The 11,937-nt window shown below is 44.1% G+C and carries 15 protein-coding genes; 3 read left to right on the forward strand and 12 right to left on the reverse strand.

The window, feature by feature from the left end:
* The first annotated feature begins 31 nt into the window (after window positions 1-31).
* Window positions 32-667 carry an MBL fold metallo-hydrolase gene (locus A1359_RS02835; protein ID WP_066977699.1) on the forward strand — a complete coding sequence of 212 codons (636 nt, stop codon included), beginning with the start codon at window positions 32-34 and terminating at the stop codon, window positions 665-667.
* Window positions 668-825: 158 nt separating this feature from the next.
* Here A1359_RS02835 and A1359_RS02840 read toward each other — a convergent pair whose 3' ends face one another.
* The gene (locus tag A1359_RS02840; protein ID WP_066977702.1) at window positions 826-1,662 is read right to left on the reverse strand and encodes an SDR family oxidoreductase; all 837 of its coding nucleotides are present in this window, start codon (window positions 1,660-1,662) and stop codon (window positions 826-828) included.
* 208 nt (window positions 1,663-1,870) lie between these two features.
* The gene (locus A1359_RS02845; RefSeq protein ID WP_066977705.1) at window positions 1,871-4,171 is read right to left on the reverse strand and encodes a PKD domain-containing protein; all 2,301 of its coding nucleotides are present in this window, start codon (window positions 4,169-4,171) and stop codon (window positions 1,871-1,873) included.
* A gap of 109 nt (window positions 4,172-4,280) precedes the next feature.
* On the opposite strand from A1359_RS02845, the gene A1359_RS02850 reads away from it, so the two are divergent.
* A complete protein-coding gene (locus A1359_RS02850; protein WP_066977708.1) occupies window positions 4,281-6,188 on the forward strand; it encodes a LapD/MoxY N-terminal periplasmic domain-containing protein in 1,908 nt (635 codons plus the stop codon).
* Between the two features lie 7 nt (window positions 6,189-6,195).
* Entirely contained in the window at window positions 6,196-6,849 is a 654-nt protein-coding gene (locus A1359_RS02855) for a transglutaminase-like cysteine peptidase (protein WP_066977711.1), read from the forward strand.
* A 203-nt stretch (window positions 6,850-7,052) separates the two neighbouring features.
* Here the strand turns inward: A1359_RS02855 and trxC are convergent, their stop codons facing one another.
* The 10 genes from trxC to A1359_RS02905 form a co-directional block, all read right to left on the reverse strand.
* The gene (gene trxC / locus A1359_RS02860; RefSeq protein ID WP_066977714.1) at window positions 7,053-7,490 is read right to left on the reverse strand and encodes a thioredoxin TrxC; all 438 of its coding nucleotides are present in this window, start codon (window positions 7,488-7,490) and stop codon (window positions 7,053-7,055) included.
* 203 nt (window positions 7,491-7,693) lie between these two features.
* On the reverse strand, window positions 7,694-7,942 hold the full coding sequence (locus A1359_RS02865) for a TIGR02647 family protein (RefSeq protein WP_066977717.1): 249 nt from the start codon (window positions 7,940-7,942) through the stop codon (window positions 7,694-7,696).
* 30 nt (window positions 7,943-7,972) lie between these two features.
* Window positions 7,973-8,749 carry a DUF3530 family protein gene (locus tag A1359_RS02870; protein ID WP_066977944.1) on the reverse strand — a complete coding sequence of 259 codons (777 nt, stop codon included), beginning with the start codon at window positions 8,747-8,749 and terminating at the stop codon, window positions 7,973-7,975.
* 108 nt (window positions 8,750-8,857) lie between these two features.
* Window positions 8,858-9,187 (reverse strand): cold shock domain-containing protein, encoded by a 330-nt coding sequence (locus A1359_RS02875; RefSeq protein WP_066977720.1) that lies wholly within the window; start codon window positions 9,185-9,187, stop codon window positions 8,858-8,860.
* Window positions 9,188-9,243: 56 nt separating this feature from the next.
* Window positions 9,244-9,594 (reverse strand): (2Fe-2S) ferredoxin domain-containing protein, encoded by a 351-nt coding sequence (locus A1359_RS02880; RefSeq protein ID WP_066977723.1) that lies wholly within the window; start codon window positions 9,592-9,594, stop codon window positions 9,244-9,246.
* 182 nt (window positions 9,595-9,776) lie between these two features.
* Entirely contained in the window at window positions 9,777-10,139 is a 363-nt protein-coding gene (locus A1359_RS02885; RefSeq protein WP_066977726.1) for a hypothetical protein, read from the reverse strand.
* Between the two features lie 123 nt (window positions 10,140-10,262).
* Entirely contained in the window at window positions 10,263-10,670 is a 408-nt protein-coding gene (locus A1359_RS02890; protein ID WP_066977947.1) for a ketosteroid isomerase-related protein, read from the reverse strand.
* A gap of 65 nt (window positions 10,671-10,735) precedes the next feature.
* Complete coding sequence (cobO, locus tag A1359_RS02895; RefSeq protein ID WP_066977729.1) at window positions 10,736-11,272, reverse strand: cob(I)yrinic acid a,c-diamide adenosyltransferase; 537 nt, start codon at window positions 11,270-11,272, stop codon at window positions 10,736-10,738.
* 194 nt (window positions 11,273-11,466) lie between these two features.
* Window positions 11,467-11,733: a SemiSWEET transporter gene (locus tag A1359_RS02900; protein WP_066977732.1), complete on the reverse strand. Its 267-nt coding sequence runs from the start codon at window positions 11,731-11,733 to the stop codon at window positions 11,467-11,469.
* A gap of 8 nt (window positions 11,734-11,741) precedes the next feature.
* Window positions 11,742-11,930 carry a hypothetical protein gene (locus A1359_RS02905; RefSeq protein WP_066977735.1) on the reverse strand — a complete coding sequence of 63 codons (189 nt, stop codon included), beginning with the start codon at window positions 11,928-11,930 and terminating at the stop codon, window positions 11,742-11,744.
* Window positions 11,931-11,937 lie beyond the last annotated feature (7 nt).

Consider the following 11,937-nt stretch of genomic DNA (forward strand, 5'->3'; position numbering starts at 1 on the left):
TCTGGTGTGCTTATCTCTGTTAAGTCCTATCATGCGCTATACCATCATCCCAGTCACACCCTACCAACAAAACTGCACCTTGCTGGTTTGCGAGCAAACCCAAAAGGCCGCGCTGATCGATCCGGGTGGCGACCTGGAGCTACTGCTGCAGGCCGTCAAAGAGCAAGCAGTAGAACTGGAATCAATACTGGTAACACATGGTCACCTGGATCATGTAGGTGGCGTTGCAGAACTGTCAAAACAATTGAACCTACCGATTATTGGCCCGCAACAAGAAGATGATTTTTGGATTAAAGCCCTGCCAGAACAATGCAAAATGTTTGGCTTCCCGAAAACAGACAGTTTTAAACCCACGCGCTGGCTTAACGATGGCGACAGCGTAAACGTCGGCCATGAAACCTTACAAGTCATCCATTGCCCAGGCCATACGCCTGGACACGTGGTGTTTTTTAGCCCGAGTGAGCGCCTGGCTATCGTCGGCGATGTGTTATTTAAAGGCTCAATCGGGCGCACCGATTTCCCACGCGGCGATTATCAAACCCTGATCGACTCCATACAACTCAAACTATGGCCACTAGGCGGCGACGTCGCTTTCATCCCCGGCCATGGCCCCATGTCGACCTTTGCCGAAGAAATGCGCAACAACCCTTATGTGGGTCTAGCTTAAGCCAGAAAGTAGGCTGGACTTATACTCCACAATTGAAAAAGCCCGTCATGCCCGCCGGCACGATGGGCTTTGATAGCGGGAAGTAGTTTATGAGTAAATCCTAAGCAGGAAAATAAAAGTATTTTCTCAACCCTATAGATCAGGCTTTTATTAGATTATTAGGCGGGTTTCAAATAGCCGTCTCGGTAACTTGGAAACAAAAATTGATAACCCAACGCGACTAACTTGGCATTGCTGCAACGTTTGTTTTGAGGAGCATCAGCGGGCATGATTAATCCGTTTGGCTCGGGTAATCCATACTGATGCGCAATCCAGTGCATGACATCCCACAGCGGCACGGGTTCGTTATCGCTAGCAATATAGCAAGACTCTAAGTCTTCATTAGCTAGTTGTTTTTGCATTAAAAACACCAACACGCCGACGCAATCGTCTTGATGAATTCGATTAGTGTAGCTAGGTGGCTGCTGCTGAATGCTTTCGCCACTCGCTGCTCGTCGTAACAACCAGTCGCGCCCGGGCCCATAGATACCCGAAAACCTAACCACGCAATGCCTGGCATCTAGTTGCAATAAACTTTTCTCTGCCGCCAACAGATATTGACTACTGGCCGAGATTGGCTTTGTTTCACTGTTTTCGTCGATCCACTCAGCCTGATTTTGTCCATAGACACTGGTGGAAGACACCATCAACCAGCTGGGTGAATGGCCAGATATAGCAAAATGTGACAGCAAATTATGCAAGCCATTCTGATAGAGCATTTGATATGCGTCTGCTTGACGACTGCCTGCTGAAACAATAAATAAAACCTGTTGAAAATCAGTGGGTAATAAGGCCAATGCAGAAGTCTGCTGAATATCAGCAACCATAATGGGAAATGGCGCCGCTTTGGTTGGCGTATGTTTTTTAAGGCCAGTCACATCATGACCAAGCTCATGTAATGCCTGCGCCACCCGGTAACCAATATCACCGCAACCAACCACTAAAATTCTAGCCATGACTACCTCAAGATTTGTCTGTCAAATAAAACAACAGGATGGCCGATATTGAACGAATCGGATAACTTCAATAAACCTCAAGAGCAGCATTGGCGCCGAATGTACAATCAATGGATATAAACATTCATAAACTTGCTCTCTCAGAGAAAGTTTGTCTTCGCTTGACTTAGACAAACCTTCCCCGAACAGAAGACCACTAAATATTAGCTTACCAACTAAAGCTATCAGTAACCTCGCCACTACCTTCATAAGCATAACCTTGCTTAACAATATTGGTGACTGTAAAAGCGCAACTACCTTTAGAGTTTTTAGGTACTAGAGAACTGGTAATGTTTGCCAGCCCTGTATTGCCGCTTACACCGCTATTTAAAGCACTGAAAATAAATTGTTTTTTGTCTGCCGTAGCCGAGCCACTCCAATATCCGTATACGATTGCACGGTTTACTGGCGCCTCAGCGTAATTTACCAATACACTGGCAACACATTGAGAACTTGTGCCCTTGACCTTACGGGTTACATTGATTCTGACAGACTTCATATTGGTTGTGACAGGTGCTTGAGTCGCCTGAATGGTCTGAGTCGCAATATCGGTCAAGCCGCTATTATCCGTTACTATCAAGGTTGCGGTATAAGTACCGGGCGTTTGATACACATGACTGGTAGTAGCTTTACCTGACCCTGTAGACCCATCGCCAAAATTCCAGCTATAGCCGGGAATGGTGCCATCGCTATCACTAGATCTACTACCATCAAGGGTTATAGTCAATGGAGCCTCTCCGGATGCAGGTGCCGCCGACAAAGAGGCCGATGGTGAAACTAATAACGAACCTGCTGGAAAATTGCCTGTGATCTGATATTGCCCGATACTGCCATAATCGGAATAACCCGTGCTCAAATCACCTTTACCGACGCCTTCTACTTGTAGGAAATATTGACCGGGAGCTAACGACAAACTTACCGAAGCCGATAAACTGTCTACAGGATTTGCCTCGGCAATCACTTTCCCCTGTGCATCGAGCACTTTCAGCAAAACATCCAGGTTTGGAGCCAGTGAATCTGGCGTTACCGTAAACTGCGCACTACCTCCTCCGGTAGAAAAATTAAACACATCCACATCAGAACTACGCTCGACAATACCTGTTTGATTGACTGCATTAGCGCTGCCAGCTAAAGGTGAAGCACTGGCGATCGTATTGGAGAAATCATCAGGCCGTAACGCAGCCCCGGCGGCATGAATTACCGCAATATCATCTTGTAAATTATTGGCGCCGGGATATTCACCCTTACTCCATTGTGTGACGGGTTTATAATAACCAACCCCCATAATGGGCGCCCAACCCGTTGCACCGCTACCGTGTCCAGTATAGTAACCGGTGGTCGCGTTACCATCGTGATTCAGATTCAGATTATGCCCAACTTCATGGGAAACAGCCTCGGCCACATATTTGGGATAGCCATTTCCCAATTTATCAAAGAAAACCCAGGCTGGTTGATATCTTTCCGGTGTAGTTGATGAATAATAGGAAAATACATTGACATAAGCGACCCCACCGCAAGACTGGTTACATAACTGCGGCATAGACCGAGTGATCACTGCTCGGGTACCATACTGAATGTCGCCACTACTGGTCCGTTGTAATGCGCTTAGCGCCGGTTCTTCGGTAGTAATATCCACATCAAAGGGCGCATAGTCTTCTGCAACCCTTTGCCAGATTGCCTTGACATTATTCAGCTCGGTGCTGCTAAAAGCTGCCGGATTACCATCTGTATCATAGGGTTGAGCCGTCAATGTGCCACTATTCCAGGCAGAATTGGTCACTACATGCCCATTAAAATCCAAATAAATCAACCGATTGGAACCGGGTTTACTGTGTAAAGCAAAAGGCTCAGATGTCGCTGCAATCGTAGAAAACGTACTACTGCTTTCAGCTGCTGCGGTAACCTCCTGAACTTGATCCGGGGGTGTTTCGGCATGTGAGTCAATGTATAGCAAGCGACCGGATTCATCTATCCAGGCCGTAGAATCAGTCTGTAATATTTCCTGTAAGCGTTCCGGTGACATTTTGTAAGATGCCGCCACTTCATCAAGTTTGTCACCCAAAGCGTCTATGGCGGCCTGGCCATTTTTTTTCTCGCTCAGCCTAATTTCTGGAAAAGGCGTTTCGTCGCCTTTTTGATCAAGCTCAGCAACTACAGTATCGTTACTTTGTCTTGCTAAGCCAACTGGCGTGATAGCATTATCAGCACCTGAACCCACATACCCTGAAACAAACGCTTGAACTCTGCCATCCGGGAGATTAACCAGCCCATAATTGTATCCTGACAGTGCTTTAGCCGCTTCCTGTGCCGAAGAAAAATATTGTGGTTCAGATGAAATGCCGGCACTTGCAGGCGGTAATGTTTTGGTTAAATCGGCCTCTTGTAACGAAACGTCTTCACTCGTTGTTGCACAACCTTGCAATGCCATCAGCACTGCTGTTGCGATTATTGTTCTATTCTGAATTTTCATAACATGCACCTGCATCATTTATCGAGATACGATCAAATAGTCTTCGAGCTAAAATATAGGCGCTGCCGAATAAATTTTATTTGACCTTCGTTACACTACTGGAAAACAAATGCCTCTTTCAAAGCAACTCCACGTATTAATTTCCACGTTATTTTTATTGATTTTCACACTTAACTTAATTTTAAGCATCAAAAACATCAAAGATTATCTGCAGGGAGAGGCAAAAATCCATGCGCAAAATACAGCTACTTCCCTGGGACTTTCGCTTTCTCCTTATATAAAACATCCAGATGACCCAACCATCAACAGCATGATCAGCGCTGTTTTCGACATGGGTTATTACCAGGAAATCAGGTTATCGACAGGAAACAATGTCGAGCTGGTCTCACTCAAAAATGAACCACAGGCTGAAGGCGTTCCTGGTTGGTTTGTAGATTATATAAAACTAGAGCCAGCAACAGCGACCAGCGAAATCAGTTCCGGCTGGCAGATTGGTGGAATCATTTATGTGACCGTGAATCCGGCCCATGCTTATATAAAGCTTTATAGCCAGGCTAAAGCTACCTTTTATTATTCTCTGTCGGCCTTTTTCGGGTCACTCCTATTGCTCTCTCTAACGTTGCGAATAAGCTTAGCTTCATTGAGAAAGGTCGATCAAATGGCACTGGCGATAGCCGATGGTGATTTTGTGACGATCAACAAATTACCGTGGACAGACGAGATTAGAAATGTCGCTAAATCCATGAATATCATGTCAAATAAGCTGCAAAACGCGTTTTCCGCCTTGAATCAACAACTAGAAACGCTAGGCATTAAATTATTACAGGACGACCTCACCGGCTTACCCAAAAAATCTGCATTTGAAAATGATGTGAGTGCATTAAACAAAGATAGCACCGAAGCATTTTTTGTACTGATAAAATTCGACGGTTTGCAGGAATTGGCCAAACTAAGAGACAGCCAAACTATAGATCGTTATCTGCAAACTTTTGCCCAAGTTTTACAAGATTTAACTACTGAACAATCCCCCCCTCACAAACTAACGGCATACCGTTTTCATGCTGCCGAGTTTGGCTTGCTGGTGGTAAATTGCCATCTTGATGATATTGATACACTGGCCGATAAACTGAGCAAAACGTATTCTGAACTCGGCAACCTATATCATTATCCGGATATTAGTCATATCGGCGCAACACCGATTTCGCAAACCGACTCACTGGAACAGATTTGGGACGCGGCCAACGAAGCTTACGAACAAGCCAAGCTGATTGGTGCCAACCGTTACTTTATTCGCAAACAAAATATCTCGGCACGAGATATAGCAGAATGGGTTAGTTTGGTTGAAAACACTATCGACTGCGTCGGTTATTCGGTCATACTCAAAGACCCGATCAAAAACATACAAACTCAGAGTCTACTGATGGAAGAGGCTGCTATCGAAGTAGCCGTCCAACAAGGCAAACCCGTTCCAATAGCACCCTTTATCGCTATCGCCGAAAACACCGGCAGAATTATCGATATAGACAAATTTATCATCAGTACGGTCTTAAAACGTATTCAGCAAAATCCTCAATCGCATTTTCTAGCGGTTAATGTGTCACCCTATTCAATAAACAATGCCCGCTTTCGCAGTTGGCTGACAGAACAAATCCAGCAAAACACGCACTGCGCGCAAAAATTAATTTTCAGCTTATCTGCTTATGCGATTAGTAAAGATTTTGCTATTTGTCATGAGTTTTTTACCTCTCTTCATCGCTTTGACTGCAAAGTCATGATCAAACGCTTTGAAAGCGGAAATTTATCTGCAGAACTGTTAAAAAAACTTAACCCGGACTATATTCGCTTGGCCCGGGAGTTGACTAACGGCATCAGCGACAGCCCGCCAAAGCAAGATTTCGTTACCACCTTGCAAGCTTTGGCCAATCTAATCGACACCGTGTTGTTAGCCGAAAATGTGCATAGCGCCAAAGATAGGGATACTTTAAAAAACATGAGCGTCCTCTGGACCAGTCTATAAAGTGTCTATGGTCAATTGGCTAAAGCCTTTTCACATCGTGCTGATTGTTTTGATTATTGGCAATAATAACGTTAATGGCAGGGAGTTTGAACGCGCAATACTCGAACAAATCCAGCTTCGTTTTGGTCCTGAAGCCCGTCAACGCATCGAGACTTGGGAGAACTTAATTGGCAAGGGGGCTGACATGCCGGAGATGGAAAAACTCAAAAGTGTGAATGATTTTTTCAATCAGAACACTGCATTTATCGATGACAGCATTTTGTGGCAAAAAAGCGACTATTGGGCCACGCCTATTGAGTTTTTACTAAAAGGTGCCGGTGATTGTGAAGATTATTCGATTGCCAAATACTATACGTTACTTGAAATGGGTATCGCTGAGAACAAAATGCGTATTACCTATGTCAAATCGTTAACATTGAATCAAGCTCATATGGTTTTAACCTATTACGAATCGCCACAAGCCATTCCATTTGTACTAGACAATCTGCTTGCCTCAATAATGCCTGCAACTGAACGCACCGACTTATTGCCAGTTTATAGCTTCAATGGCAGTAGTTTATGGCTGGCAAAAAATAAGGCATCCGGAAACCCGGCGGGCAATTCCGAAAATCTCAGTCTTTGGCAAGATCTCAAACAAAGGGCTTTAGAGTTACCCTTCTAACCTCACAAAAACAGAGTAATCGCGCTTAAAATTACTTGACAACAGAATCCAGACAGGGACTACATAAAGGAGGGGTATGATACGAGTAATTACACAATGCAACGAATTGCTGATGGGTTTGCTGTGCAGTATTGACGCTAGCACAGCAATTAATAAAACTTAGCTCTAAAATATCTGACCCCACTGGTCCGGTATTCATATTTTTAATGGCAATGACTTTTTGTCCATTTCACAATATCTTGTGCGCTCATTGCACCCGCTTGGCGCGCAAGCTCCCTACCTTTTTGAAACAATATCAGGGTTGGGATACTACGTATGTTGTATCGAGCACTGATTGCAGCTTCCATTTCTGTGTTTAGTTTACCTAGCCTTACATGGGGCTCCAGCATCTGAGCCGCTTGGGTAAAAGCAGGCGCCATCATTTTGCATGGCCCGCACCAATCGGCCCAAAAGTCGACCAACAACGGAATATCATTACGAGTTAATTGTTTATCAAAATTACTGTTGGTTAGCTGCAAAGCTTGTTTGTTAAACAATGACTGGTGACATTGCCCGCATTTTGGTGCCTGGGTTAGACGCAAATTGGGCAGGCGATTGGTAGCCGAACAATGTGGACATACAATATGCAATGAGTCGCTCATAAATTAACCTTGATTCAAATTTTCAGTTTCATTATCGCCACAATCACCCAACTGCAACCGATATCCGCTTCTCTTCAGTTCTTCCAAATCCCTCGAGAAAAGCACGAAGAAATCTAAACGCTTTAGTTATGCCTTCACACTCTGGTTACCAGTGAGAAAAGCATAATGGCTTAAAATTCTTCGTGATTTAACAGTAGAGTAGCTTAATCAGATGATTTTTTAGCACCCAATATAGTCAACACTCTTTGTGCATGCTCGGCCGCTTCCAGACCTAAATCGGTAAGATAACCACCATCCGTTCGCGTAGTCAGGTCTTTGTCAAATAAGCGCTGGGCGGCCTCGATCATTTTTGGCTCAGCATCATGATGCACTTTCACACCTTCCTGATGTGATACTAAGTTAAATAAAGATAATAAATGTATTTCTGCGACAATTTCGTCGTTTAAGCGCATTGAAATGCTCCTGGTTTTAGGGGTTAATAATTAATTTTGGTTTAGCATTAAATCCAGCCAACTATAGACGCGCTTAATCACCAGAGCGGAATCCTGTTGGTAGGCGTGATTTTGACCGTACATTTTAACTTGTCTATACACCGGATTATCCTTGCCCAGCATGCGCCGCTGACGAGCGGTATCTACCACATCAGGCAAATCGAATTCGGCATACAGATCCAGAAAAGGCAGTGCTATTTTAGGAATAAACGTAGCAATTTGCGCAGGCGGAACGCTACTTGAGGGCAAAGGCAAACTTATCGCTACCAGCGCCAATAAAGCATCAGGATCCAGACTTAGAGTATAAGCCGCCATTTCTGCTCCAGTACCATAGCCTATTAAAGCAATGTTTTTGGCGCCATTATCACGCAAATAGATAACTGATGCCTGAATTCTACCCCGCGCCTCGTCAAACAAATCATAGTAATCGGCCGCTCCAGCGTCGATTTCACGCAAGGGTAATTGGATAGCCAGTGTCGACCAATTGTGCTGCGACATAACGGTACGTAGACCATGAATCAAAGGCAATTGGTCAGGATATTCGCCACGATCATGCAATACAATGACGGCGTTTGTATTGTCTGTTCTTTCAGCTTGGGTAAACAAGCCCAAAAATGGCACTTGTTCCGAATTTAACCAGACAATCTGGCCGACTGGATTATTCTTTTCAAGGCTGGCAGCATACTCCAGCTCACGCTGTTGATCACCGGCCCAAATCTCGCTAGGCAAGATTAAAAAAACAGCCCAAATCAAAAACCGTTCAATCACAAACACCAGCTACTGCGTAAAAATTCACACGTTCATAACAATCAGCAGAGAAACCAGAAATATTCAAGTCAGTCATGGCTACTCAGGGTGATCAATACCTAAACAGGTTCAGTTATTTAAAAAAGCATAAGCTGCAACTGCAGCACTAACCAAACCCAAAGCAACTGCCACTATCCAGATCCATTTTTTAGCTATTGTGGTTGGTTCTTGCACAAATTCCACACCGTCTATACGCGCGTCAACGGCCTTAAATTTTCCGCCAGCATCCTGGCCTACCTGATAAAACAACACATCGCCTCGCATAGGTCGCCGTGCCATGCCTTTTAATGACGATATATGCACAAAAATATCTTTGTCTCCATCGTCTGGCTGGATAAACCCAAAACCTCTGTCGTCTTTCCAGGTTTTTAATACGCCTTTACGTTCAGTTTCTGCCATCTTCTTTACCTCTGTCTTGCTGTAATGTTGTCATAAAAACTCTACTTATCGGTCTGTCACTTCTTGCATGTAACTTGCGGTCCTTGGTGAAAAACCCATTCTGTCACGGGCTTGCCCAGGATCAGATGTTGCTCGATGATGAGTTCGAGCTTTGCTTCATCGACGGCATAATACCAAACCCCATCGGGTTGTACGCATAATAAGGGGCCTGCCTTGCACACCCCAAAGCAATGGACCCTACTGCGTTTGATTTTGATTGTTCCATTGATTAGACCTAGCTGTTTTAGCCGGGTCTTCAAGCGATCATATAATGCCAAGCCCTCACCGTTTTGAGTGCAGTTTTTGCCCGTACACACCAGTACAATGCGATCATAGGCAGGCATACTAGGTTTTAAAATTTCATTCACAGCATGCTCTACTATGGCTTGATTACGCGCAGAGCGTGTATAAGAAAAACCTATGCGTTATTTCTGAATAGGAAATGCTTGGTCTGAGAATAGTTGTTGGCGATTGCGCAGAATCACGATCGGCAAAAACTATAGTTGAATGAATCAGGTGCCCCTGAACAAAAACAGAAGCACCCATTCAGTTAGAATTTTTTGTCGATTAACACTTTATCATCAATCACCAATTTGGATATGCCACCCAATTGTGAATGTAAGGTGCATGAAGCGGTTTTAAAGTTATCACCCTTTTCACCAATCCATTCCATAGTGACATAAGTCTCTTTGTCAGTATCGGTTTTAGACGGGAAAAACACCTGCGAACCGGTTTTATCTTGAATTAATTTTGGGCACTTCTGGGTGGCCATTTCCTGCATGGCGACTAAAGTCCGAATTTGCGATGCTGCTTCTTTTTGCTCGTTGGTTTGATCTTTACTGGCGCCAACCATTATAAAGCCAACTACAAAAACGCCTACGACTGCAGCCATCAATTTCTGTGTATTATCCATGGTCACTCTCCTCTAGTTATAGTTATATTCGGTAAATCCGAATTTGTACTTATTGGATTCTATGCCATGCTGGCAATATCAGCAATTAATGATTCTGCAATCGCTCATGCTGTGGCAAAGAAATTACTGTGGATCAACCTGCGCGATCCAGTCACCCAGATTGTAATAATTAGTTACTCTGGCAACCTTGCCGTCGCGAATATCAAAAAAAGCGCCAGCTGGTAGGCGGTATTTTTGACCATTAGCTTCGGGTAAACCTTCGTCGGTATTCAGGTATTCACCCAACACCACAAACTCTGCAGCTGCGCGACTCCCCGCTTCATTAGCCATCACAACCATATCAACCAATTGCTCACGATAATGATGATTCATTTTTTGCATGAATTGAGCAAATGCCGCCTTACCTTGCTCGCGGTCGCCTTGATTGATGTCATGCACCACGTCATCAGTCAGCAAGCTCAGGAAAGTATCCATATCACCGTTATTGAAGGCTTGATAGTAATTTTCGATAAGTTTTTTAGCTTGTTGCATGGTCGTGCTCATTTGAAAAGGTTAAAAGGTTGGCAATTCTGCCAGAATCGACAGAAATTTTCAGCTTAAAATTCTACCCCTTGCTCAGCTTTAATCCCGGCTTGAAAAGCGTGCTTTATCGGAGTCATTTCAGTCACAGTATGCGCCACATCAATCACTTCCGGTGCGGCATTACGCCCAGTCATGATCAGATGTAACCAGCTCGGCTTGTCATTCTGGATAAATTCGGCGATTTCTTCCCCGCTTATCCAGCCATAGCCGCAGCAATAATTAATTTCATCCAGCAGCACTAAATCAAATTCCTCGGACAGAATTTTTTGTTTGCTGAATTCCCAAATTTCGCGACTGGTTTTGATGTCTTGCTCAGGGTTTTTAGTATCCCAGGTAAAACCATCCCCCATCGCATGCCACTCGATGTTATCAAACCGTTGCGCGGCTTTCTGTTCACCCGTCTGCCATTGGCCTTTAATGAACTGAATCACACACACCTTCATATCCCAACCTGCAGCACGAAATACCATACCAAAAGCACTGGATGATTTTCCCTTACCTTCACCGGTATGCACCAGCACCACACCTTGCCTTCTATCTCTTGTTTTCAAACAAACCACTCCGTTGCAGCGCCCGGTGCACTGACAAAATATTATTGACGAAAGATGTAGCTAAATTTTTAGCCACTAATCAGTGATTAAATAATCCAAAATGAATAAACCGTGGGCATCCGTTACGTTTGCTGAGCATGTTTTTCTAATCCAACCAACCGATGTTGCTGAAACAGCTTAATAATCAGCAGGCGTTATTTACGAAGCATGTTATAGATTTTAAAACTCAGTATTAATGTCGCCAGCAAAAAAGTAACGGCATTGGCAGCAATGATGGCTAAATTGGATAAGTAAATACCGTAGATCAGCCATAACAACACACCCAGAGTAAACATACTGTACATACCCAACGACAATGAACTGGTATCACGGGTTTTAACCGTCATAATCGCTTGCGGTAGAAATGAGACCGTCGTCAGTGTAGCCGCCAAGTATCCAACCAAATCGGGAAGCATGAACATAAGAATAATCAGGAATAAAATCGTTGATAGATGAAATACAGCAAAGTAAACAATAACAACTGTCCAAACGTGAATAGCCAAAAATAGCCAACAAACATCATCACTTTAACCGGCTTTTCTTCGACTTTGCGCCGAATTATCCACCAACTACAGCCAGTGGAAATCAGCAATACACCCAATAAGTAAACAATGACCATGTTATAG

This window comes from Methylomonas lenta (assembly GCF_001644015.1).
GTDB classification, from domain to species: domain Bacteria; phylum Pseudomonadota; class Gammaproteobacteria; order Methylococcales; family Methylomonadaceae; genus Methylomonas; species Methylomonas lenta.

Coding starts and splice junctions, on each gene's coding strand:
- A1359_RS02835 (WP_066977699.1), top strand. CDS start 32: ATGCGCTATACCATCATCCCAGTCACACCCTACCAACAAAACTGCACC.
- A1359_RS02840 (WP_066977702.1), bottom strand. CDS start 1,662: ATGGCTAGAATTTTAGTGGTTGGTTGCGGTGATATTGGTTACCGGGTG.
- A1359_RS02845 (WP_066977705.1), bottom strand. CDS start 4,171: ATGAAAATTCAGAATAGAACAATAATCGCAACAGCAGTGCTGATGGCA.
- A1359_RS02850 (WP_066977708.1), top strand. CDS start 4,281: ATGCCTCTTTCAAAGCAACTCCACGTATTAATTTCCACGTTATTTTTA.
- A1359_RS02855 (WP_066977711.1), top strand. CDS start 6,196: ATGGTCAATTGGCTAAAGCCTTTTCACATCGTGCTGATTGTTTTGATT.
- trxC (WP_066977714.1), bottom strand. CDS start 7,490: ATGAGCGACTCATTGCATATTGTATGTCCACATTGTTCGGCTACCAAT.
- A1359_RS02865 (WP_066977717.1), bottom strand. CDS start 7,942: ATGCGCTTAAACGACGAAATTGTCGCAGAAATACATTTATTATCTTTA.
- A1359_RS02875 (WP_066977720.1), bottom strand. CDS start 9,187: ATGGCAGAAACTGAACGTAAAGGCGTATTAAAAACCTGGAAAGACGAC.
- A1359_RS02885 (WP_066977726.1), bottom strand. CDS start 10,139: ATGGATAATACACAGAAATTGATGGCTGCAGTCGTAGGCGTTTTTGTA.
- A1359_RS02890 (WP_066977947.1), bottom strand. CDS start 10,670: ATGCAACAAGCTAAAAAACTTATCGAAAATTACTATCAAGCCTTCAAT.
- A1359_RS02900 (WP_066977732.1), bottom strand. CDS start 11,733: ATGTTCATGCTTCCCGATTTGGTTGGATACTTGGCGGCTACACTGACG.
- A1359_RS02905 (WP_066977735.1), bottom strand. CDS start 11,930: ATGGTCATTGTTTACTTATTGGGTGTATTGCTGATTTCCACTGGCTGT.